The organism is Goodfellowiella coeruleoviolacea (assembly GCF_024171785.1).
GTDB lineage: Bacteria > Actinomycetota > Actinomycetes > Mycobacteriales > Pseudonocardiaceae > Goodfellowiella > Goodfellowiella coeruleoviolacea.
Window position 1 is genome coordinate 131,887 of record NZ_JAMTCK010000010.1, and the last position, 22,775, is coordinate 154,661.

General features: G+C 72.8%; 16 protein-coding genes. 5 read left to right on the forward strand and 11 right to left on the reverse strand.

Annotation, left to right across the window (positions count from 1 at the left end):
• Positions 1-54 precede the first annotated feature (54 nt).
• The gene (locus tag LX83_RS21940) at positions 55-1,071 is read left to right on the forward strand and encodes a zinc-dependent alcohol dehydrogenase family protein (RefSeq protein WP_253774381.1); all 1,017 of its coding nucleotides are present in this window, start codon (positions 55-57) and stop codon (positions 1,069-1,071) included.
• A 25-nt stretch (positions 1,072-1,096) separates the two neighbouring features.
• Here the strand turns inward: LX83_RS21940 and LX83_RS21945 are convergent, their stop codons facing one another.
• Entirely contained in the window at positions 1,097-1,561 is a 465-nt protein-coding gene (locus LX83_RS21945; RefSeq protein WP_253774383.1) for a PPOX class F420-dependent oxidoreductase, read from the reverse strand.
• A 216-nt stretch (positions 1,562-1,777) separates the two neighbouring features.
• A complete protein-coding gene (locus tag LX83_RS21950) occupies positions 1,778-2,731 on the reverse strand; it encodes a helix-turn-helix transcriptional regulator (RefSeq protein WP_253774385.1) in 954 nt (317 codons plus the stop codon).
• 101 nt (positions 2,732-2,832) lie between these two features.
• On the opposite strand from LX83_RS21950, the gene argG reads away from it, so the two are divergent.
• Positions 2,833-4,281, forward strand: a complete 1,449-nt coding sequence (gene argG / locus LX83_RS21955; RefSeq protein WP_253774387.1) for an argininosuccinate synthase — start codon at positions 2,833-2,835, stop codon at positions 4,279-4,281.
• A gap of 213 nt (positions 4,282-4,494) precedes the next feature.
• On the opposite strand, the gene narI is transcribed toward argG, so the two are convergent.
• From narI to LX83_RS22000, 9 genes are all read right to left on the reverse strand, one after another.
• The gene (narI, locus tag LX83_RS21960; RefSeq protein ID WP_253774389.1) at positions 4,495-5,232 is read right to left on the reverse strand and encodes a respiratory nitrate reductase subunit gamma; all 738 of its coding nucleotides are present in this window, start codon (positions 5,230-5,232) and stop codon (positions 4,495-4,497) included.
• Entirely contained in the window at positions 5,229-5,909 is a 681-nt protein-coding gene (narJ, locus tag LX83_RS21965; RefSeq protein ID WP_253774391.1) for a nitrate reductase molybdenum cofactor assembly chaperone, read from the reverse strand. The genes narI and narJ overlap by 4 nt, the downstream gene beginning before the upstream one ends.
• Positions 5,906-7,489, reverse strand: a complete 1,584-nt coding sequence (gene narH / locus LX83_RS21970; protein ID WP_253774393.1) for a nitrate reductase subunit beta — start codon at positions 7,487-7,489, stop codon at positions 5,906-5,908. The genes narJ and narH overlap by 4 nt, the downstream gene beginning before the upstream one ends.
• A complete protein-coding gene (locus tag LX83_RS21975; RefSeq protein WP_253774395.1) occupies positions 7,489-11,223 on the reverse strand; it encodes a nitrate reductase subunit alpha in 3,735 nt (1,244 codons plus the stop codon). The genes narH and LX83_RS21975 overlap by 1 nt, the downstream gene beginning before the upstream one ends.
• Before the next feature lie 411 nt (positions 11,224-11,634).
• Positions 11,635-12,687, reverse strand: a complete 1,053-nt coding sequence (locus LX83_RS21980) for a tellurite resistance/C4-dicarboxylate transporter family protein (RefSeq protein WP_253774397.1) — start codon at positions 12,685-12,687, stop codon at positions 11,635-11,637.
• Positions 12,688-13,043: 356 nt separating this feature from the next.
• On the reverse strand, positions 13,044-14,120 hold the full coding sequence (locus LX83_RS21985) for a 3-deoxy-7-phosphoheptulonate synthase (RefSeq protein ID WP_253774399.1): 1,077 nt from the start codon (positions 14,118-14,120) through the stop codon (positions 13,044-13,046).
• Between the two features lie 259 nt (positions 14,121-14,379).
• Complete coding sequence (locus LX83_RS21990) at positions 14,380-15,498, reverse strand: SGNH/GDSL hydrolase family protein (RefSeq protein ID WP_253774401.1); 1,119 nt, start codon at positions 15,496-15,498, stop codon at positions 14,380-14,382.
• A gap of 179 nt (positions 15,499-15,677) precedes the next feature.
• Positions 15,678-16,241, reverse strand: a complete 564-nt coding sequence (locus LX83_RS21995; RefSeq protein WP_253774403.1) for a hypothetical protein — start codon at positions 16,239-16,241, stop codon at positions 15,678-15,680.
• A 143-nt stretch (positions 16,242-16,384) separates the two neighbouring features.
• Positions 16,385-17,014 (reverse strand): DUF1152 domain-containing protein, encoded by a 630-nt coding sequence (locus tag LX83_RS22000; RefSeq protein ID WP_253774405.1) that lies wholly within the window; start codon positions 17,012-17,014, stop codon positions 16,385-16,387.
• 417 nt (positions 17,015-17,431) lie between these two features.
• Here LX83_RS22000 and LX83_RS22005 point away from each other — a divergent pair, with 417 nt between their 5' ends.
• The 3 genes from LX83_RS22005 to LX83_RS22015 all read left to right on the forward strand — a co-directional run bounded on the left by LX83_RS22005 (position 17,432) and on the right by LX83_RS22015 (position 21,910).
• A complete protein-coding gene (locus LX83_RS22005; protein WP_253774407.1) occupies positions 17,432-17,608 on the forward strand; it encodes a PspC domain-containing protein in 177 nt (58 codons plus the stop codon).
• 150 nt (positions 17,609-17,758) lie between these two features.
• Complete coding sequence (locus LX83_RS22010) at positions 17,759-19,519, forward strand: RNA ligase family protein (protein ID WP_253774409.1); 1,761 nt, start codon at positions 17,759-17,761, stop codon at positions 19,517-19,519.
• A 3-nt stretch (positions 19,520-19,522) separates the two neighbouring features.
• Positions 19,523-21,910 (forward strand): poly(A) polymerase, encoded by a 2,388-nt coding sequence (locus LX83_RS22015; protein WP_253774411.1) that lies wholly within the window; start codon positions 19,523-19,525, stop codon positions 21,908-21,910.
• Positions 21,911-22,775: the final 865 nt, after the last annotated feature.

Below are 22,775 nucleotides of genomic sequence, written 5' to 3' on the forward strand. Positions count from 1 at the left end.
CCGTCCACACCGGACGAGAGGGCCACATCGGACCACAGTGGAAGGAAAACGACCATGCGTGGAGCTGTGCTTTACGCTCCGGGGGACGTGCGCGTCGAGGAGCGCCCGGACCCGAAGATCATCGACCCGACCGACGCCATCGTCCGGCTGCCGGTCACCTGTGTGTGCGGCTCGGACCTGTGGGACTACCGCGGCATCAACCCCGTCACCGGGCCGGCACCGATCGGCCACGAGTACTGCGGCGTCGTCGAGGAGGTCGGCAGCGAGGTCAGGTCGGTCAAACCCGGCCAGTTCGTCATCGGCTCGTTCTTCTCCTCCGACAACACCTGCCCCAACTGCCGGGCCGGCTACCAGACCTCGTGCGTGAACCGGGCCTTTGTCGGCGGTTGCCAGGCGGAGGCGATCCGGGTGCCGCTGGCCGACGGCAGCCTGGTGGCCACCCCCGGCCAGCCGGCCGACGAGCACCTGCCCAGTCTGCTGACCCTGTCGGACGTGATGGGCACCGGCTGGTTCGCCGCGGTCGCGGCCGACGTGCGGCCCGGCATGACCGTCGCGGTGGTCGGCGACGGCGCGGTCGGGCTGTGCGGTGTGCTGGCCGCCGCGCAGCTGGGCGCGGAGCGGGTGATCGCGATGAGCCGCCACGCCAAGCGCCAGCGGTTGGCCACCAAGTTCGGCGCCACCGACATCGTGACCGAGCGCGGCGAGGAGGGCGTGGCCCGTGTCAAGGAGCTGACCAACGGCATCGGCGCGGACGCCGTGCTGGAGTGCGTCGGCACCAGTGAGGCGATGCACCAGGCCGTGCGGTCGGCCCGCCCGGGCGCGTCCGTGGGCTTCGTGGGTGTCCCGCACGGCGTGGCGCTGGACGGGGAGGAGCTGTTCTACTCCCACGTCCGGCTGCACGGCGGCCCAGCACCGGTCCGGCGGTTCCTGCCCGACCTGATCGAGCGGGTCTGGAACGGTCAGATGGACCCCGGCCGGGTCTTCGACCTGGACCTGCCGCTCGACCAGGCCGACGAGGGCTATCGGGCGATGGACGAACGCCGCGCCATCAAGGCCCTGCTGCGCCCCTGACCCGGCGCCACCCGCCGGGTGGTCCTCAGGCCCCGGCGAGGTGGGGTGGGAACCCACCGGTGGCGATCGGACCCCACCGCTCGATGGTGATGCGGATCAGGGACTTGTTCTGCCGGACCATCGCCTGGCGGTAGTCGTCCCAGTCCGGGTGCTCCCCGGAGATGCAGCGGAAGTACTCGACGAGCCCGTCCAGGGCCTCGGGCATGTCCAGCACCTCGGCCCGTCCGTCGACCTGGACGTAGGGCCCGTCCCAGTCGGTCGAGAGCACGCAGATCGACACCCGCGGGTCACGGCGCGCGTTGCGGGTCTTGGCCCGCTCCGGGTAGGTGGACACCACGATCCGGCCCTCGGCGTCCACGCCGCAGGTCACCGGGGACATCTGCGGGCGGCCGTTGGACCGGGTGGTGACCAGCAGGCCGTGGTGGCGCGGCCGCAGGAATTCCAGCAGCGCGGACCGGTCGACCTGCTCGGCGGTGGCGACACGTGGCATGTACTGGCCCTTTCAGGTAGACGCCTTCTGGCGATCAAGGATCGCGGGTAAGTATGCGTCCGCCGCGGCCGGCGCACCGGTCCGCCAGGGCTCGTGGTTGGCCGGCCGGGGCCCTGGTTGCGGAGTCAACAAACTCCACAACGGCTTCAGTGTGGAGTGAATTCACTGTCCGCCGGGGCACCCGCCCGGGAAGCGGTGGTGGTCGGGCGCTGCCGGCTAGGCCTGGCTGAACCGGGCGCTCCACCGGTGGAGCCGGTCCCGCAGTTCGGGTGGTTCGACGACGTGGAAGTCGGCGTCGGCCAACCCCAGGGCCATGACCGGCCAGTCCAGGTTGTCGGCGGCCATGCGCACCCGGCAGCGCTCGGCGTCGACCTCCTCGACCGCACCCCAGCGGCCGATCCGCTGGTGCACCACCGCGGCCGGGGCGTCGATCAGGACCTCCACCTGGTAGGGGCGGGGCAGGGAGCCCATGCCGGCGCGGACGAACTCGGCGGCGTCGGCCGCGGGCAGTTCCCGGGGGCGGAACCGGGCACCCGTGCCGTGCGGGGCGGTGAGCCGGTCGATCCGGAAGCTGCGCCAGTCGTGCCGGGTGAGGTCGTAGGCGACCAGGTACCAGCGACGACCCAGCAGGACCAGCCGGTGCGGTTCGACATGCCGGTCGGTGTGCTGGCCGCCGACCGCGGTGTAGGCGAAGCGGAGGTGTTCGCTGTCCCGGCAGGCCAGCGCGACCGCGGTGAGCACCTCGGGGTCCACGCCGGCCACGCCCGGGTTGTCCCAGGTGGCGGGCACGGTCATCGCGCGCAGTGCGTCGACCCGGCGGCGCAGCCGAACCGGCATCACCCGCACCACCTTGGCCAGCACCCGCAGCGCGGACTCGGCGATGCCCTCCACGGCCCCCTGGGCGGCGGCCTGCAGGCCCACGGCCAGGGCGACCGCCTCGTCGTCGTCGACCACCAGCGGGGGCAGTGCCGCACCCGCGGCGAGCTGGTAGCCGCCGTCGACGCCGCGCTGCGCCTCGACCGGATAGCCCAGCTCGCGCAGCCGGTCGATGTCCCGGCGCAGGGTGCGCACGGAGATGCCCAGTCGGTCGGCCAGTTCGGTACCCGGCCAGTACCGGTGGTTCTGCAGCAGGGACAACAGTCGCAGGGTCCGGGTGCTGGTACTCGCCATGGCCGCGATTCTCCCGGGAATTCAGGTCGGGAACTGACCGGTGGGGCGGGTGGCACTGCCGGCTTTGCATGATCATGCACTGGTATGCATATACTTCACCCGTGTCCAAGGTGCTCACCTCCCTGCCTGTCGGTGAACGTGTCGGCATCGCCTTCTCCGGCGGCCTCGACACGTCGGTAGCGGTCGCGTGGATGCGCGAGAAGGGTGCAGTGCCCTGCACCTACACCGCCGACATCGGCCAGTACGACGAACTCGACATCGACTCGGTGCCCGGGCGCGCCACCGCGTACGGCGCGGAGGTCGCGCGGCTGGTCGACTGCCGGGCGGCCCTGGTGGAGGAGGGGCTCGCCGCCCTGGCCTGCGGGGCGTTCCACATCCGCTCCGGCGGGCGCGTCTACTTCAACACCACCCCGCTCGGCCGGGCCGTGACGGGCACGCTGCTGGTGCGCGCGATGCTTGAGGACGACGTGCAGATCTGGGGGGACGGCTCCACCTTCAAGGGCAACGACATCGAGCGGTTCTACCGCTACGGCCTGCTGGCCAACCCCTCGCTGCGGATCTACAAGCCGTGGCTGGACGCCGACTTCGTCACCGAACTCGGTGGTCGTCGGGAGATGTCGGAGTGGCTGCTGGCCCGCGGTCTGCCCTACCGGGACAGCACGGAGAAGGCCTACTCCACCGACGCGAACATCTGGGGTGCGACCCACGAGGCCAAGGCGCTCGAACACCTCGACGCGGGCATCGAGATCGTCGACCCGATCATGGGGGTGCGGTTCTGGGATCCGGCCGTGGAGATCGCCCCCGAGGACGTCACGATCGGCTTCGAGCAGGGCCGGCCGGTGACCATCAACGGCAAGGAGTTCGCCTCCGCCGTCGACCTGGTGCTGGAGGCCAACGCCATCGGTGGCCGGCACGGCCTGGGCATGTCCGACCAGATCGAGAACCGGGTCATCGAGGCCAAGAGCCGAGGCATCTACGAGGCGCCGGGCATGGCGTTGCTGCACGCGGCGTACGAGCGGCTGGTCAACGCGATCCACAACGAGGACACCCTGGCCAGCTACCACAACGAGGGGCGGCGGCTGGGCCGGCTGATGTACGAGGGCCGGTGGCTGGACCCGCAGGCGCTGATGCTGCGCGAGTCGCTGCAGCGCTGGGTGGGCACGGCGGTCACCGGCGAGGTGACGCTGCGCCTGCGGCGCGGTGAGGACTACTCCATCCTGGACACCTCCGGGCCGGCGTTCAGCTACCACCCGGACAAGCTCTCCATGGAGCGGACCGAGGACTCGGCGTTCGGGCCGGTTGACCGCATCGGCCAGCTGACCATGCGCAACCTCGACATCGCGGACTCGCGCGCCAAGCTTGAGCAGTACGCCCGCCTGGGCATGGTCGGCGACCAGCACCCGGTGCTGATCGGCGCCGCGCAGGCGGCCTCGACCGGGCTGATCGGCGCGATGCCCGAGGGCGGTGCCCAGGCGATCGCGTCCCGGGGGACCGTGCCCGGTGACGACGAACTGCTCGATCACGCCGCGATCGAGTCCGGCACCGACTGAACCGGCGGGCCGGCGCGCCCGGTGTGGGCGGGTGCGGTGGACGAGTCCGGTGGGGTGCCGGCTCGTCCACCGCTGGTCGGGCCGCCGTTCAGGAGGTGTTCCTGTCCGCGCTCGACGAGCAGGAGCACGGACCGCTGAACGAACTGCTCCAACGCCTGTACGACGGCCACGCGCGGGCCGGCTGAGCCAGGGCCGGGCCGCGCGCGCCGCGCGTCACCGGTCCACGGGTTCCCAGCCGCGGCGGGTCGCCCGGTTGCCGACCCGGCCGGGTTCGCGGCGCCGGTAGACCACGTAGGGCCGCAGCAGGTAGTGCACGGGCGCGCTGAACGCGTGCACCAGCCGGGAGAACGGCCAGAGCGCGAACAGGGTCATGCCCAGGACCACGTGCAGCTTGTAGTCCAGGGGCACGTGGGCCATCAGCTCGGGCTGCGGGTGCAGCAGCAGGATGCCGCGGAACCAGGGGCTGATGGTCTCCCGGTAGTCGTATCCGCCGCGCAGCCCGTTGTCCAGGACGGTGGTGGTCAGTCCGGCGAGCATGGCGAGCGCGAGCACCGGGTAGGCGATCCGGTCACTGCGCAGGCTGGCGTTGCGCACCGCCGGCACCCGCAGTCGACGCCACAGCAGGATGGCGAGTCCGGTCAGCGCGGCCAGGCCGGCGATGCTGCCCATGCCCAGCGACACCAGGTGGTAGTTGTCCTCGGTGACGCCGAGCAGCTCGGTGAGGTTCTTGGGCACCAGCAGGCCGAGCACGTGGCCGCCGATCACCAGCAGCAGTCCGAAGTGGAACAGCGGGCTGCCGATGCGCAGCAGCGTTGACTCGTGCAGTTGCGAGGACCGGCTGGTCCAGCCGAACCGGTCGTAGCGGTAGCGCCAGACGCCGCCGCCGACCAGCAGGGCGATGGCGGCGTAGGGTGCCGCCCCCCACAGCAGCAGGTCGAGGCTGGTGGTCATCGGGTACCCCCGGTGTTGAGCGGATAGGGCTCCAGGCCGACGAATTCCACGAGGTTGCCGGGTGCGTCGGGCAGCTCGGCCGGTGCCGCGTGGGCGGGCGGGGCCGGCAGGGTCGCCAGCACCGCGCCGACCGCGTCCCGGTACGCGGTTTCCACGCCACCGAGGTTGTGGTGCAGCAACTCCAGGCCGGCGCGGAAACCGGCCAGTGCTCGGTCGGCGACCTCGGGGTCGCGCACCTGGGCGGCGAACTCCAGCAGCACCGGGAGGAAGTCGGGCAGTTCGTCCTCGGCGGGGGCGAAGCCGTGCTCCCGGTAGAACCGGCGCAGCGCGGCCAGGGAGGCGCCGCGCCGGCGGGTGTCCCCGTCGGCGTACCAGCTCAGGTGCAGGGTGCGGCGGGGTTTCCGGTCGAACACCTCGACGTAGTGCTCGGCCAGGGCGAGCGGTTCGGTGTCGGCGAGGAACGCCACCACGGTGTCCAGTTCGGTCCGACCCGGGGTGTGTTCCGGCAGTTCACGCAGGCTGGCGTTGAGCAGCGGCAGGCGGTCCAGCACGGTGTGGTCGGGGTACTGCAGGCACCAGCCGGCCACCGCGCGCAGCACGCGGCGGTGCCGCGGCGCCGCGATGGCGTGTCGGGTGGCCGGCTCGGCGCGGCGGCGGGCGGTGCGGAAGAGCCTCACCGGTCACCTCCGCCGCGCAGGGTGGGGAACAGCGCGTCGGGGCGGCCGGTGCCCCGCCAGCTCACCAGGTCCACCCGTCCCTGTCCGCCCGCGACAGCGGGACCGCCCATGCCGGGGCCGCCGTCGACGTCGAGGCTGCACTGGGTGGCGATCCCTTCGAGGTCGTGCGCCTGGCCGATGCCCGCGGTCGGGATCACGTACCGCTCGTCGTACTTGGCCAGGGCGAGCAGCCGGTACATGCCGAACACCTGCTCGCCGTCCAGGCCGACGGCGGCGGGCACGCGCTCGTCGGGCTCCCGGCCGAGGTTGACCGAGCGCATGTAGGAGCGCATGGCGGCGAGCCGGCGCAGCGAGGTGCGCACCGGGGTGACGTCGCCGGCGGTGAACAGCTCGGCCAGGTACTCCACGGGGATGCGCAGCGAGTCGATGGCGCCGAACAGGTTGTGGCCGTCCTCGCCGTCGAAGCCGGTGCCGGCGACCGCGTCCACCACCGGCGACAGCGGTGGGATGTACCAGACCATCGGCATCGTGCGGTACTCGGGGTGCAGGGGCAGCGCCAGGCGGTAGGTGTGGATGAGCTGGTAGACGGGGGAGCGCTGGGCGGCGGTGATCCAGTCGTGCGGGATGCCGGCCTGCTCGGCCGCGCGGATGACCTCGGGGTCGTGCGGGTCGAGCATGAGGTCGAGCTGCGCCGGGTAGAGGTCGTGCTCGTCGGCGACGCTGGCCGCCTCGGTGACCCGGTCGGCGTCGTAGAGCACCACCCCGATGTAGCGCAGCCGGCCGACGCAGGTCTCCGAGCAGACGGTGGGCTGGCCGGCCTCCACGCGGGGGTAGCAGAAGGTGCACTTCTCGGCCTTGCCGGTGCGGTGGTTGAAGTAGACCTTCTTGTAGGGGCAGCCGGTGACGCACATCCGCCAGCCCCGGCACTGGTGCTGGTCGACCAGCACGATGCCGTCCTCCTCGCGCTTGTACATCGCGCCGGACGGGCAGCTGGCCACGCAGGAGGGGTTCAGGCAGTGCTCGCAGATGCGGGGCAGGTAGAACATGAAGCTCTGCTCGAACTCGAACTTGACCTGGACGCCGAGGTCGTCGCGGAGGCGTTGCAGCACCGGGTCGGCGACGCCGTGCTCGGTGGACCCGCCGAGGTCGTCGTCCCAGTTGGGCCCCCAGTCCGGCTGCACGGGGGCGCCGGTGATGGCGGATTTCGGGGCGGCGGTGGGCACGTCGGTGCCCAGTGGCGCGTCGATGAGGGTGGCGTACTCGTAGGTCCACGGCTCGTAGTAGTCGCTGATCTCGGGCAGGTCGGGGTTGGCGAACAGCGACGCGAGCTTGCGGAAGCGGCCACCGGCGCGCAGCTTCAGCCGGCCGCCGCTGGTGCGCACCCAGCCGCCCTTCCACTGGTCCTGGTCCTCGTAGCGGCGGGGGTAGCCCTGTCCGGGGCGGGTCTCCACGTTGTTGAACCACACGTACTCGGTGCCGGCGCGGTTGGTCCACGCCTGCTTGCAGGTCACCGAACAGGTGTGGCAGCCGATGCACTTGTCCAGGTTCATCACCATCGCCAGCTGTGCCAGGACTCGCATCAGTAGCTCACCTCCTGGGAGCGGCGCCGGATCACGGTGATCTCGTCGCGCTGGTTGCCGGTGGGGCCGAGGTAGTTGAAGCCGAAGGACAGCTGCGCGTACCCGCCGATGAGGTGGGTCGGTTTCATCAGCAGCTTGGTCAGTGAGTTGTGCGTGCCGCCGCGTTTTCCGGTGGCCTCGCTGCGCGGCACGTTCACCGCGCGGTCCTGCGCGTGGTACATGAACACCGTTCCGGTCGGCATCCGGTGGGAGACGATGGCGCGGGCGACGACCACGCCGTTGCGGTTGACCGCCTCGATCCAGTCGTTGTCGCCGACGCCGATCGCCTCGGCGTCGCCGGGGCTGATCCAGATCGTCTGTCCGCCCCGGGACAGCGACAGCATGATCAGGTTGTCCTGGTAGGTCGAGTGGATCGACCACTTGCTGTGCGGGGTCAGGTAGCGCACGGTCACCTCGCGGCCGGCCGGTCCCAGCCTCGGTTCGCCGAACAGGCGGTGCATGTCCAGCGGCGGCCGGTAGACGGGCAGGGCCTCGCCGAGTTCGTGCATCCAGTCGTGGTCGAGGAAGAAGTGCTGCCGGCCGGTCAGGGTGTGCCAGGGCTTGCGGTGCTCGACGTTGATCACGAACGCCGAGTACCGCCGGCCGCCGGTCTCGCTGCCCGACCACTCCGGGCTGGTGGTCACGGCGGCCGGTTGGGCCCGGGTGTCGGCGAAGGCGACGCGCCGGCCCTCGTTCTCGGTGGCCAGGTGCGCGAGTGGCTGGCCGACGCGGCGTTCCAGGCTGCGGAAGCCCTGTGCGGCGAGGTGCCCGTTGGTGGTCCCGGACAGGGCGAGCAGGGCGTCGGCCGCGCGGATGTCGGTGTTGATCAGGGGGCGCCCGGCGGCCGGGCCGCTCGCGGCGACGCCGTTCTTCGCGGCGAGCCAGGCCAGTTCCTCGGACACGTCGTAGGTGATGCCCTTGGTGGTGGTGCCGACCGCGTCGAGCAGGGGGCCGAGGGTGGCCAGTTTCGCCGCCACCGCCGGGTAGTCGCGTTCCACCACGGTGAGCACCGGCATGGTGCGTCCGGGGACCGGGTCGGCCTGGCCGAGGCGCCAGTCCCGGACCACGCCGTGCGGCTGTGCTGTCTCGCCCGGGGTGTCGTGCGTCATCGGGGTGGCGACCAGGTCGCGGCGGACACCGAGGTGGTCCTCGGCGAGTTCGCTGAACCGGCGGGCGATGGTGTGGAAGGCGTCGAAGTCGGTCCTGGTCTGCCACGGCGGGTCCACCGCGGCGTTGAACGAGTGCACGAAGGGGTGCATGTCGGTGGAGGACAGGTCGTGCTTCTCGTACCAGGTGGCCGCGGGCAGCACCACGTCGGCGAACAGGGTGGTGCTGGTCATCCGGTAGTCCATGGCCAGCAACAGGTCCAGCTTGCCTTCCGGGGCGCGCTCGTGCCATTTCGTGGTGCGGGGCCGCCGGTCCGGTGGTGCCTCGGTGGCCCGCAGGTTGGCGTCGGTGCCGAGCAGGTGGCGCAGGAAGTACTCGTGTCCCTTGGCTGAGGAGCCGAGCAGGTTGGACCGCCACACCGTGAGCACCCGTGGCCAGTTGCGCGGGTCGTCGGGGTCCTCGCAGGCGAAGCCGAGCTGGCCGGTGCGCAGTTGCTCCACCACGTGCTCGACCGGGTCGGTGCCCGCCGCCTCCGCCTCGGCGACCAGGTCGAGCGGGTTGCGGTCGAAGGTCGGGTAGGAGGGCATCCAGCCGAGCCGGGCGGACACGGCCAGCGCGTCCGCGGCCGAGGTGCCGGCCAGCGCGCCGGTGGCCAACGGGGAGAGCAGGGCGTCGTTGCGCATGCTGTCGTAGCGCCACTGGTCGGTGTGCAGGTACCAGTAGGCGGTGCCGATCATGTGCCGCGGGGGCCGGACCCAGTCCAGCGCGCTGGCCAGGGTGGCGTGCCCGGTGAGCGGCCGGACCTTCTCCTGGCCGACGTAGTGCGCCCAGCCGCCCCCGTTGCGGCCCTGGCAGCCGGTCAGGGTCAGCAGCGCCAGGAACGACCGGTACACCGTGTCCGAGTGGAACCAGTGGTTGGTGCCGGCGCCCATGAGGATCATGCACCGGCCCCGGGACTCCTCGGCGGTGCTGGCGAACTCGCGGGCGATGCGGGCGACGCGGTCGGCGGGCACCGAGGTGATCTCCTGCTGCCAGGCCGGGGTGCAGGGCTGGCTGGCGTCGTCGTAGCCGGTCGGCCAGACTCCCGGCAGGCCGGCCCGGCGCACCCCGTACTGGGCGAGCAGCAGGTCGAACACGGTGGTCACCAGGTGTTCGCCGATGCGGCGCGCGGGAACGCCCCGGCGCAGCACACCCGCGGCGCCGTCCGGCGCGTCGAAGCGGGGCAGCAGCACCTCGACGGGTTCGTGGCGCTGGTCGCCGTGCAGGCTCAGCCGGGGCACCACCTCGCCCAGGTCGAGGTTCCAGCGCCCCTCGTCCTCGGCGTTCCAGCGGAATCCGATCGAGCCGTTGGGCACCACGGGCTGGTCGGTCACCGCGTCGATCAGCACGGTCTTCCACTCGGCCGCCTTGCCCGCCGCCTCGGGGCCGAGGTCGGCGGCGGTGAGGAACTTCGCGGGCACCAGGCCCTCGGGCCGTTCGGCCAGGGTGACCAGGAACGGCAGGTCGGTGAACTGGCGCGCGTAGTCGGTGAAGTAGTCGACCTCGCGGCGGACGAAGAACTCGGTGAGCACGACGTGGCCCATGGCCATGGCCAGTGCGGCGTCGGTGCCGGGGTGCGGGGCCAGCCACTCGTCGGCGAACTTGGTGTTGTCGGCGTAGTCGGGGGAGACCACCACGACCTTCTGGCCCCGGTAGCGGGCCTCGACCATCCAGTGCGCGTCGGGTGTCCTGGTGACCGGGACGTTGGAGCCCCACATCATCAGGTACGCCGCGTCCCACCAGTCCGCGGACTCCGGCACGTCGGTCTGGTCGCCGAAGACCTGCGGTGAGGCCACCGGCAGGTCGGCGTACCAGTCGTAGAAGGACAGCATCGGCGCGCCGATCAGCGCCATGAACCTGGCGCCGACCGCGTGCGAGACCAGGGACATCGCCGGGATGGGGGAGAAGCCGGCCACGCGGTCCGGCCCGTGGGTGGCGATCGCGTGCACGTGCGCGGCCGCGACCATCTCGGCGGCTTCGTCCCAGCTCACCCGCACCAGCCCGCCCTTGCCGCGCGCCCGGTGGTACACGCCGCGCTTGTGCGGATCGTCCACAACGGACGCCCACGCCGCCACCGGGTCGTGGTGGATCCGGCGCGCTTCCCGGTACATCTCCACCAGAACGCCGCGCGCGTAGGGGAAGCGCACCCGGGTGGGCGAGTAGGAGTACCAGGAGAACGAGGCGCCCCGCGGACAGCCGCGTGGCTCGTACTCGGGTTTGTCCGGCCCGATCGAGGGGTAGTCGGGGTCCTGGCTCTCCCAGGTGATGATCCCGTCGGAGACGTAGACCTTCCACCGGCACGACCCGGTGCAGTTGACCCCGTGCGTCGAGGGCACGACCTTGTCGTGGCTCCAGCGGTCGCGGTAGAAGGCGTCGCCGTCGCGGCCACCGGTCCGGTACACCGCGCGCAGGTCGGCCGAGGTGGTCGACCGGGTCAGGTAGCGGCCCAGGCGCAGCAGGGCGTCCGTCGCGCTGCCGTCCGTCCCCGCCGGTCTGGTGCCGCCTCCCTTGTCCGCGGAATCGCTGGCTGACGGAGTGCGCACACTCATTCCCGTGACCTCCACTCACGAACAGATGCCGATGAATCGGACAATCCGCGCCCACGTCCCCCAGTGAGGCTTTTCGCGCCCCGTCTTTTGACGCTACTCGGGTTCGCATTCCCGACGCTGCTGTCCTGGCACGTCTTTTAACCATGTTCACCCGGTCGGTCGGTATACAAACCGTGCGATTCCGACATTGTGTGGCAATATCCGCGCTCGCGTGCCGACCGGATGTGCGGATTTGTCTGGTTTGGCTGATGGGCCGCGATTGTTTCCCGTTTATCGGCTGGTGACGGCAACGGAAACAGCAGGAAAAGGACAAACATCAATTCTGTTGCGGGATTGTCCTTTTGTGTGTGGAAAAACAGCTGACCGAGGCGAGCCCGGCGTGCACGCCCGGCGGGGTGGCGCCGGTAGGGGTCACCGGCGGTGACGGGTGAGCGCCGCGACCATGGCCACCACGACCGCCACCCACACCGCCAGGGCCAGCCACGCCTCGCCGCCGCCCAGCGCGCTCAGCCACCCCGCGCCCGTGGCCCGACCCAACTGGTGACTGGCCACGCCGTACATGCCCACCGGGAACACCAGGCTCCACAGGCCCGTCTCGTAGCGCAGCGGCACCCGGCGCCGGACGTGCCGCCAGTACCCCAGCGCCACCAACAGGGGGACCAGCCACGTGCAGAACGACCACAGCACCACGGACAGCCCGAGGACCAACCCGGGGGACAGCAGGCGGGCGGCGGCCGCGACCGCGGCCACCTTGGTGCCGGCGAGCACGGTGATCGCCGCGGCACCCATGAACACCCAGTAGGCCGGCACCAGCTCGCCCGGCAGGACCGGCCGGACCAGCAGCCGGGCCAGGCCGAGCGCGGCCAACAGCAGGTACAGCACCAGGCCCAGGCCCCAGCACACCGTGGTCAGCGCGGCCAACGGCCCTGGTAGCGCCCACGCGCTGACCGTCGCGGCGGCCACGGCCACCGACTGGGCGGCCACCACCCACAGAAACCACGTGCCGGTGAAGTCACGCGCTGCCGGGCGCCGATCCGGGGCGGTGACCAGGCCGAGCGGCACGGCATAGCCGAGGCCGAGCCAGCCGAGCACACCGAACGCCAGCAGCGCCGCCGCCGGCCACCGCCACCCCACCGCGGCGGCATTGCTGGCGAGCACGTTCGTCGCGGGCACCAGGGTGAGCACCGCGAACGCCCGGGGCCCGCGCAACTCCTCGGCCACCCGGCCGGGCCAGCGCAGCACCCGCCAGCCGGTCGCGCCGAGCAGCAGCACGTACCCGGCGGCGGCGATCAGCAACAGCCACGAGGACGCGGTCTCGGCACCGTCGTCACGCAGCGCGGTCGACACGATGCCGGTGCCCATCACGAACGCGAAGGCTCCGGGGTTCAGGTCGCGCACCGTGCTCGCCACCGAGAACCGCGGTCGCGTCCCCGCGTCGATCCCGGCCGGCGCCACGCCACTCATCCGCTGGTGCCCGGGTGGCCGGTCGGATTGTGCGCGGAAAACGGCCGTCGTTTTCGCTGGTTGCCCACTGCTAATCCTCCACCGGTCGGGGCGGCGCCGCCCATTCCGATTCCGCGTGGTGCGGTCCGGCTGCCGATGATACGAATCCGGTGCTGTTTTTAGCAGGCCGTTCAACCGGATGACGCACCGGCCGGCGCCGCTCCCGCCGGCACGCGGCCGCTGGTCCGCGGAACCGTCCGCACCGGACTTCGGGTCATTCCGGGCACTGGTGCGGGGAATGCCGACCAGGGTGGGTCCGCGGGCCACGCGGTTTTGTGGGCGGGAGCGCCCCGGGGAATGGTGGGCCGCCGGTGCGGTCAGGACGTCAGCGCGCGGCGGCGGCCGGCCGCCTCGGCCAGGCGCCGCAACACCGCCTCGGTGGTCGGCCAGTCCATGCAGGCGTCGGTGATGGACTGGCCGTGGACCAGGGGCCTGGTGGGCTCCAGGTCCTGGCGGCCGGCGACCAGGAAGGACTCCAGCATCACCCCGGTGATCGCCCGCTGCCCGGACTCCACCTGGGCGGCGATGTCCTCGGCGACCACGGGCTGGCGGTGGTGGTCCTTGCCGCTGTTGTCGTGGCTGGCGTCGATCATCACCCGCTCGGGCAGGTGCGCCGCGCGCAGCAACCGCAGGGCGTTGGCGACGGAGTCCGCGTCGTAGTTCGGCCTGCCTCGGCCGCCGCGCAGCACGAGGTGGCAGTCGGCGTTGCCCCGGGTGTGCAGGACCGCGGGAGTACCGGTGACGTCGAGCCCGGGGAACACGTGGGGCACCCGCGCGGCGTTGATCGCGTCCACCGCGGTCGCGATGCTGCCGTCCGGCCGGTTCTTCATGCCGATCGGCATGGACAGGCCGGAGGCGAGCTGGCGGTGCACCTGGCTCTCCACGGTGCGCGCCCCGATCGCCGCCCACGACACCATGTCCGCGATGTACTGGGGGATCGTGGTGTCCAGGAACTCGCAGGCGGTGGGCAGCCCGGTGGCCAGCACCCGCAGCAGCAGCGACCGGGCCGTGCGCAGGCCGGTGTTGACGTCTCCGGAGCCGTCCAGGCCCGGGTCGTTGATCAGTCCTTTCCAGCCGGTGGTCGACCGCGGCTTCTCGAAGTAGACGCGCATCACGATCAGCAGGTCGTCGCGGAACCGCTCGGCCGCCTCCGCGAGCAGCTCGGCGTACTCCAGCGCCGCGACCGGGTCGTGCACCGAGCAGGGACCGACCACCACCAGGAGCCGGTCGTCCTGGCGGTCCAGCACCCGCCCGACCGCCTGCCGTCCACTCAGGACGGTGCGGCGCTCGGCGTCGCCGAGCGGGAGTTCGTGGTGCAGCAGTGCCGGGGACACCAGCGGCACCACCTTGTCGATGCGCTGGTCGTCCACTACCCCGAGGGTGATGGCAGTCATCGCAGACCCTTTCCGCCGGGGACCGGGGCCGGCGTTCCCGCGTCCGAGCCGGCGTGCTTGTCGCATGCAAAAGGGCAGGGACCGAATGGCCCTGCCCTTGCCGGCTCTTGCGGGGGCGACGTCAGAACACGGTCGAGTCGCCGGACCGCAAGGCCGGCCAACTAAACCAGTACCAACGACGCACGAGCAGACCGTAGCGCAGTCCGCGCGGGTGGAACAACCCGTGTTCCCCCGGTTGGGACGCTGCCGGCGCCGGGCGTCAGCAGCCCAGCGCGTCGCGCAGCAGCGGAACCAGCCGGTCGGCGGCCTTCTGGTGCCCGGCCACGGTGGGGTGCACGGTGTCGGTGTAGTCGGTGGCGTCGAGCCAGCCCGTGGTGTCCACGTAGACGACCCGGTCGTCAGCCAGCTCCCGCACCGCCTCGGCGATGTCCGCGCCGTGCGCGCCACCGAAGGGCCGCATCGCGAAGATCCACGCCGTCGGGTTGGCCGCCCGCAGCTGGCGCAGGTAGCCGAGGTAGGCGGGACGGAACTGCGCGCTGTCGTACTGGGCGTCGTTGGTGCCCTGGTTGACCACGACCGCGTCGGGGTGGAACGGACGCGCGGGCGAGCCCTGGAAGTTCCAGCCGAGGCTTTCCGGGGCCGGGGGCACGTTCCCGTTGCCGGTCCGGATGATGCCCTGCCGGCCGAACCCGATCTGGCTGACGCGTGCGCCCAGCTGCTGGCCGGCGCGGAACGAGTAGGTCGCGGTGCCGTCCGAGCCGTCCGGGCCGGCCACGTTGCCCAGCGCCTTGACCCCCTGGGTGATCGAGTCGCCGTAGAACTCGATCCGCGGCCCCGAGCGGGGCGGCTGGCCCAGCAGGTGACCGTGCGCGTCGAGGCGGAAGCCGGTGACGACCAGCCCGGACCGCAACGGCGGAACCCACCGGTTGGCGTGCTCGTCGACGTCCTTCACGGTGAGCACGGCGGTGTGCGTGGTGCCGGCCAGCGGGGTGGGGGTGAAGTCGATCTGGTCGGCGTCGACGACGTGGCGGACCGGCGGCCGCCCGTCGATCGACACGTAGATCTGCGGCGGATTGGTGATGCCCGAGGTGTCGAACAGGCCGCGCAGGGTGTGGCCGGTGAACCGGATCGCCAGCCGCGCCCCGGAGTTCACCGTGACCAGGCCCGCCTCCGTGCGTCCCCAGTGCCCCACCGCGTCGACGTGGGCGCTGGTGGCGGCGACGACACCGCGGCTGTCGTCCTGGTCCGCGCTCGCCGAGGCGGAGGTGTCGGCGGCGGGTGTGGTGGTGGCGGGTGTGGTGGTGGCGTCGGCCATGCTGGGCACTCCGGTGGTGAGCAGGATCGTGACAACGGCGGTGGTGAGCAGGGACTGGGGCAACGTACTTCTCCTGTCCGCCAGGGCCGGGACTGCCCGGCCACCCGAAACCAGGCCGAGCCGGTGACGCGGGGCGCGCCCGGCTCGCCGTCCATCAGACAGTGCGGGGTGCGCGGGCGCGAACCCCCAGGCGGCGGCAGGCCGCAAGTGGCCACGGGGACCACGCGGTGTGGAGCCCGGCCTCACGCGCTCTCCTGGTCGGGCTGGTCGGCCGGACCGGACTCGCGAACCAGGCGCCGCACCAGGTCGGCCTCGTCCGAGCCGGCACCGAGGCGGCACAGCGCCGCGCCGTCGCGCAGGTGGAGTTCCAGCCGGTGACCCACGAACGGGGTGGCGTTCTGCCCGTAGCTGCCCCGGACCGTCCGGTCGACCAGGGTGATCTCCGTCCACGGGTGCGCGCGGCGGGTGGCGCCCTGGGTGAGCACCAGGCCACCGTCGAACAGGTGCAGCCTGGCCAGGCGGTACTCGGTGCGGCTGGCCAGCCACAGGGTCAGCACCGGCAGGGCCACCGCGACCGCGGTCAGCCCCGCCCCGATCCCGGTTGTCAGCGGCGTGGCGGCGCTGATCAGCAGGCCCAGACCGGGGATCAGCAGCAGGACGGTGACGAACAGCGCCGCGCAGCCGGCCTGCCCCCCGGTCAGCGTCACCGTCCGCCGGTGCGCACCGAAGCCCCGGTCGGCGGCGACGTCCTCGGCCTCCCGCCGGGCCAGTGCCGCGGCCTCCCGCCAGTGCATCCCGTAGCCCACGTGACACTCCACTGTGTTCGCCTGCTGTGCCCAACCCGCGACCCCGACAGGGACGTGATCGGAACCTACGGCGTTCCCGGGAAAATTTCCGCCCTGTTTCCCGATCGCCGCCCCGGAACCGGTCGGCGGCGGGGGCCGCGGTGTCAGTGCGGGATCACCCGGCTGGCGCGCCGCCCCACCGTCTGGCGGTACTCGGCGATCGCCGCGGCGACCTGGTGGGCGTCCCGGGTGCGCTCCAGCCGGTCGAGGTAGCCGACACCGCGGGCCAGACCGGGCAGGTCGACCGCGAAGTACAGCCCCATCAGCGGGTTGACGAACAACTCACTGCCCTGCGTGCGGGTGGTGAAGCGGACGTCGCCGAACTCGCCCCGGATCGCGGCGGCGATCTGCCCGTTGACGATGCTCGGCCAGCGGGGCGTCTCGGCCCGCGCGTGGGCCACCGCGTCCAGGTAGGCCGCGCCCTCCGGGGAAGCCGCCGGAACGGAGAACGCCCCCAGGTAGGCGCCGGCGCGCTGCAGGGCGGCCAGGTTCTCCAGCACGTGTGCGTGACAGACCCCGTGGTAGGCGTCGATCCCGAAACCCAGGCAGACCACCAGCCGCTCGATGCCGTCCAGCCCGGCCACCGCGGCCAGACTGGTCATGTCCTCCTCCGGCGTGCCCAGCCCCGACTCGTCGCCCCGCAGCAGGATGTCCGTGCCGCCGTCGACCAGCACGACCGCGTCGATGTCCAGCTGCGCGACCAGCGCGGTAGGCGTCCCGCAGCGGACGCACACCGGTCCGCGGGAACGCGTACACCGGCTCGGCCACGCCGGTCGAGGCGAGCCAGCGGGCCAGTGTCCGCTCGGGGAAGTAGTCCTCGTCACCCCGGCTGTGCGGTCGCACCGCCGCCACACCCGGCGCGACCCAGTCGTCGAGGTCCAACCGGTCCAGGTCGCTGAAGGCCAGGTTGGCCAGGTGCACCCGGGTGCCCAGGCCCCGCAGCGCCAGCGCCAGCGGCAGCCCGGCGTACACGTCGAACCCTCCGCCGGCGACCAGCACGCGCCGTGCGGCGCGGAGACGGGTGAACAGTGGTGGCTCGACCAAGGAGAACACCGCGCCGAGGGTAGTGAGCGAGGGCGGACCACGATCTCAGGGGCGACTCCGGGGCACCACTGATGCGAACCCGCGCGACCCACGGCATGGTTGATGTCATGACGACGACGTTGACGAAATCGCGGGAGAACCGAGTCATCGCCGGGGTCTGCGCCGGACTGGCACACCACTTCGGCTGGAAACCCCGCACGGTGCGGCTGCTGTTCGTGTTGTCCTGCCTGCTTCCCGGTCCGCAGTTCGTGATCTACCTGGCGCTGTGGATCATCATGCGCTGACCGGGACGACGCGGCCGCCCCGCCCGGGGCGGGGTGCGGGACGAGGCGGGCGAACAGGCGCTGGGCGGGCCGGTAATTCGATGGAGCCGCCCCCACCGCCGCCCTACAGTCACCCGCATCGCAGCACCCGATCGCACCAGGAGCACCACCATGCGAGTGCCGTACCCGCGCACTCCCCACCTGCCGTGGTCGCCGGGGGCGGCCGCCGACGACGTGCGGGCCGGTGACCTGACCGGCCTGGCGGGCAGGGAAGTGGTGGTCACCGAGAAGCTCGACGGGGAGAACACCACGCTGTACCGGAACGGACTGCACGCCCGTTCCCTGGACTCCGCGCACCACCCGTCCCGCACCTGGATCAAGTCCCTGCACAGCAGGATCGCGTCCGCCATTCCGCCGGGCTGGCGGGTGTGCGGCGAGAACCTCTTCGCCCGGCACTCGATCGACTACCCGGGGCTGGAGAGCTGGTTCTACGCGTTCTCCGTGTGGGACGGCGAGCACTGCCTGGACTGGGACACCACCGTGCGCCGCACCCGGCGCCTGGGCGTGCCGGTCCCACCGGTGCTGTGGCGGGGGATCTTCGACGAGCGGGCGCTGCGCGCGTTGCGCGTGGACCAGGACCGGTGCGAGGGATACGTGGTGCGCACCGTCGACGGGTTCCACCGGGCGGAGTTCCCGCGCCGCGTGGCCAAGTGGGTGCGTGGCGGGCACGTGCGCACCGACGGGCACTGGATGCTCGCCCCCGTCGTCCACAATGGTCTGAGCCCGGCCGCGGCGCTGTGGGAGGTCCGGTCCGGTGGGGCCCCGGACGTGCCGGCGCTGCGCGCCGCCGTGGGGCTGGCGGACACCGACCCCGGCGAGCCGGGCCAGCCCGAGCGCGTGCAGGCCGAGGTGGCCGACGCCGCCGGACAGCTCGACCTGCTGGGCAGGACCGGGGACGCCCGGCTGGCGGGCGTGCTGGCGGTGCTGTGCCACCGCCAGCCGCGGTCCTGGCTGGCGCCCCGGCTGGTGGCACCGCTGGGCATGCGCCTGGCCCGCCAGGTGGCCGACCTGGTCGGCCTGCACACCCACCTGTGGCGCGATTTCCCCGACCAGGAACGCGGCGCCGGCCTGGCGCGCCTGGCCGGCGCCGCCGACCTGGGGGTGCTGCACGCGGTCGCCGCCGCTGTCCTCTGTGGACGCCAGGACGCCGAGGCGGCCGCCGCGCGCGACCAGGTCGAGTGGTCGGCGCTGCACGCCGAGGACGCCGGGCTGCTCGGCGAGGACCCGCTGGAGCCGCTGCGCACCGGGATGCGCCAGGACCTCGGCGGTCACCACCCCGACGTGGCCGACCGGTGCTGGGCGCAGGCCCGCGAGGCCTTCGCGCAGGGGCGGATCACCACCACCGCGGAAGCGCTCGCCCTGACCTGGCGGTGGCGGTCCGGCGCCTTCCCCCGGCTGGTCGTGACGGTGGGACCCGCCGGCAGCGGGAAGAGCACCTTCGCCCGAGGACTGCCCGGTGTCGACGCCGTCGTCTGCCTGGACGCCCTGCGCGAGTCCCGGGGCAGCCGGGCCGACCAGCGCGCCAACCCGGACGTGCTGCGCGAGGGACTGCACCGGCTGGACGCGCTGCTGGCCGCGGGCGCGAGCGTGGTCTGGGACGCCACCGCCCTCACCCCGCACCAGCGCGCCCTGGTCCACGCGGTGGCCGACCGGCGCGAGGCGCTGACCACCCACGCGGTCCTGCTGGTCACCGAGGAGGAGCTGGTGCGGCGCAACGCCACCCGGGCACACCCCGTGCCCCCGGGGGTGCTCGCGGCCCAGCTCCGCCGGTTCTCCCCGCCGTGGCCGGGGCAGGCGCACCGCACCTGGTACCTCGACGCGACCGGACAGGTCCAGGACACCGCCGGTGAGCTGGGCCGAGAACAGGGGTGAGCGATGCGCACCAGCGAGGAGATCTACCACCGGGTGCGCTGGGACCCGCGCTTCGACCCGGCCCGGTTCGTCCTGGGCGTGGCGGTGCGCGGAGCCGAACCCCAACGGGTGCCCCTGCCCGCGTTCGTGCCCGGCGGCGACATCCCGTGGCACCGGGTGGTGTTCGTGGAGGCCGACGGCGAGCGGGTCTGGGACCGGGCGACCGGCCTGGACCGCATCGACGCCACCTCGGCCGGCCGCACCCTGAGGCAGCGCACCCTGCGCCCACCCCTGTTCACCGCCGTGACCCCGTTCGCCTGGGACGCCCTCGCCGGGTGGCAGCCCACCGCCAACACGCAACCCCGGGCCGCCGCCAGTGCCGGCCAGGCCACGGCCGACCAGCTGCGCGTGCTGACCTGGAACACGCTGTGGGACCGCTACGACAGCGACCGGATCGACACCGCCCGACGCAGGCCGCTGCTGGTGGCGGCGCTGGCGCGGGCCGACGCGGACGTGATCGCGCTGCAGGAGGTGGAGGCCGAGCTGCTCGGCCTGCTGCTGCGCGCCGACTGGGTCCGCTCCGCCTACACGGTGAGCACCGACCCGGCCGGCGGGGACGTCGCCGACACCGGGCTCGTCCTGCTCAGCCGGCTGCCCGTGCTGGAGGCCGGCCGGCACGGGCTCGGCCCGCACAAGGCCGTGACCGCCATGACCGTGCAGGCCGCCGGAGACGCGCCGATCACGGTGGCGGTCACCCACCTGACCAGCGACCACACCCGGGACGGCGCGGCCAGGCGGGAGGCCGAACTCGCCCGGCTGGTCGACCTGCTGGCCGGGGTGCCCGGACCGGTGGTGCTGCTGGGTGACTTCAACGACGGCGGCAGCACCCCCGGTGACGTGCTGGGCCTGCGGGACGCGTGGACCGAGGTGCACGGGCCCGACGACCGGACCGCGACCTTCGACCCACCGGCCAACCCGCTGGCGGCGATCTCCTCGCTGACCGGCCGGGCCAGCCGACTGGACCGGGTGCTGCTGCGCGGCCGCACCCTGCGCGCCACCGACGCGACCCTGTCCGGCACCGCCCCCGCCACCCCGGACGGGCTGTTCCTCTCGGACCACTACGGCGTGGTCGTGGACCTGGCCGTCGGTGCGACCCGTGACCGAGCAGCCGAGGCGGTCGACGCGCGGCCGACACCCTGCGCATCGACCCGCGCCGCCGCCGAACCGGCGCACCCCACCGAGGCGGGGCAACGCCAGCAGGACGACCTGGTCGGGGACATCGTGCGGCGGCTGCGGGCCGGGCTGCCCGGGAGCGTCGTGCACGTCGTGGGCTCGCGCCGGCTGGGCTGCGCGCCCGCCGAGGCGGACCTGGACCTGGTGGCGGTGGTGCCGGGCGCGGTCGACATCGCCGACGTGCGGCACCGGGTGGGCACGGCCCTGCCGCAGGCGCGTGACGTGCGCGCGGTGACCGGGGCCCGGGTACGCGGGCTGCGGCTGCGCTGCGCCGAGTTCGGGGTGGACCTCGTCGTGGTCGGCAGCGCCGGCGTCGAGCCAGCCTCGGCCGTGGCGCGCCGGATGGACCTGGGGCGGGACGCCGCGATCGCGCTGAGCGCGGTCAGTGACGCGGACGCGCTGCTCGCCGCGGTCGGCCCGAACCGGGCCGCGTTCCAGCGGCTGGCCCGCGAGGTGAAGCAGTGGGCCCGGGCGCGCGGGCTGGACTCGGCGCCGTTCGGTGGCCTGCCGGGCCTGGCGTGGACCGTGCTGGCGGCCCACACGGTGCGCGAGGCGGGCGCACTCCCACCCGACCAGCTGCTGCGGGACTTCTTCGGCGGCTGGGCGGCCTGGGACTGGCGGCACCCGGTGGGCCTGTGGGACTCGGCCGGTCCCGCGGCGAATCCCGCACCGGACACGGGCGGGACCGCGCCGGCCGTGGCGATCACCACGCCCACCGCGCCGGTCCGACTGTGCAGCGACCAGGTCGGCACGGGCGGCCGTGACCTGCTGACCCAGGAGCTGTACCAGGCGTGGGAGGTCGTGGTGGCGGCGGCGGAGCGCGGCCAGGACCCGCGACCCGAGTTGCTGGCCGCGCCGCCGTTGCACCGCCGCCACCGGGCGTGGGCGGTGGTCACCGTGCGAGCGGAGCGCGCCGAGCGGCTCGCGGACGCGGTGGGCCGGGTCCGGGGGCGGATGCGCGCGCTGCTCGCCGCCGTGGACCACGCCGGGGCCACCGACGCGCACGCGTGGCCCCGCCCGGTCGCCTCCGAGCCGGGACTGGTGCGGTGGGCGATCGGGCTCGGGCGCACCCCACCGGACGCGGCCACGCTGGCCGGCATCGCCCAGGACTGGACGGCGGGGCTGCGCGGGGTCAGCGTGGCGTGGCTGCCCGGCGGCGAGCCGCCGACCCCGCGTTGAGCCGTGCGCCCCGCTCGGCGAGCCACCCGCATAACGCGAAGAAACCGCTGGCAGGTATTCGAATCGATGCGTCAACGAATTATGACAGCAGAATCGGCGTGAGCGCCGCTCGGTGAACTGTGCGGGACAGGATGTCATCGTGGGATCACGCCGGCCGTGATCTCGCCGTGATGCGTTCGTCTGCTTCGCGAGCTTCGCCTGATCGAGGTCGATCAGCAGGGCGGGTGGCGCTGACTTCCGACTACCTGGTTCGTGTCGAGCCGCTTCTGCGGTCGTTGTGCTTCGCGCTGTGCGCACGGTCAGGTGCTCGTCGCCTGGAAGTCGGGTGAATAACCGCGGAAAGCCGGCCGGGTGGGGCGACTGCGCCGGGCGGCGGGGGGAACTGCGGCGAACTGGTGGGAGCCCAACTCCGACGGCTTGGTGAGTGGCCGGTCGACAACGCGGACGTTATTTCCCTATTGCCGAGAACGAGCCGCAATACCCCGTTCCACGCCACCCCGGGTGGGTGACGATGGCACGGCCGTCGGGTGAGGCCGCCCAGGTGATCAACACGGTGTCGCCCTCGGCCGCCGTCCCGGTCGGATGCCCTGCTCAGCCGTGCCCGACGCGGACATCAGCACCCGGGGCAGCCGCCCGGGGCGAGCTGTCCGGCGCCGCTCGACGGGCGGCCCCACCCACCGGGCGAACGGAGCCGACGGCGAAACCGGCCACCTCGACCGACGGCGAAACCGCCCGGGCGCACCGGTCGCGTCAGTCTTCCCGCACCATTTCGGCCAGCGGCGCCAGATCCGGCCGGCGAACGGCAATTGGTTCCTCAGGACGCGGTTGGCGGGGACAGCGTGGAAAAGACACCCGCCGTGTTTCG

Excerpts from the sequence above, each read along its gene's own strand:
- narI (WP_253774389.1), bottom strand. The coding sequence starts at position 5,232 with ATGACCACCAGCCTCGACCTGCTGCTGTGGGGGGCGGCACCCTACGCC.
- LX83_RS22010 (WP_253774409.1), top strand. The coding sequence starts at position 17,759 with ATGCGAGTGCCGTACCCGCGCACTCCCCACCTGCCGTGGTCGCCGGGG.
- LX83_RS21980 (WP_253774397.1), bottom strand. The coding sequence starts at position 12,687 with ATGAGTGGCGTGGCGCCGGCCGGGATCGACGCGGGGACGCGACCGCGG.
- LX83_RS22005 (WP_253774407.1), top strand. The coding sequence starts at position 17,432 with ATGACGACGACGTTGACGAAATCGCGGGAGAACCGAGTCATCGCCGGG.
- LX83_RS21945 (WP_253774383.1), bottom strand. The coding sequence starts at position 1,561 with ATGCCACGTGTCGCCACCGCCGAGCAGGTCGACCGGTCCGCGCTGCTG.
- LX83_RS22015 (WP_253774411.1), top strand. The coding sequence starts at position 19,523 with ATGCGCACCAGCGAGGAGATCTACCACCGGGTGCGCTGGGACCCGCGC.
- LX83_RS21985 (WP_253774399.1), bottom strand. The coding sequence starts at position 14,120 with ATGACTGCCATCACCCTCGGGGTAGTGGACGACCAGCGCATCGACAAG.
- LX83_RS21950 (WP_253774385.1), bottom strand. The coding sequence starts at position 2,731 with ATGGCGAGTACCAGCACCCGGACCCTGCGACTGTTGTCCCTGCTGCAG.
- LX83_RS21940 (WP_253774381.1), top strand. The coding sequence starts at position 55 with ATGCGTGGAGCTGTGCTTTACGCTCCGGGGGACGTGCGCGTCGAGGAG.
- LX83_RS21975 (WP_253774395.1), bottom strand. The coding sequence starts at position 11,223 with ATGAGTGTGCGCACTCCGTCAGCCAGCGATTCCGCGGACAAGGGAGGC.
- narH (WP_253774393.1), bottom strand. The coding sequence starts at position 7,489 with ATGCGAGTCCTGGCACAGCTGGCGATGGTGATGAACCTGGACAAGTGC.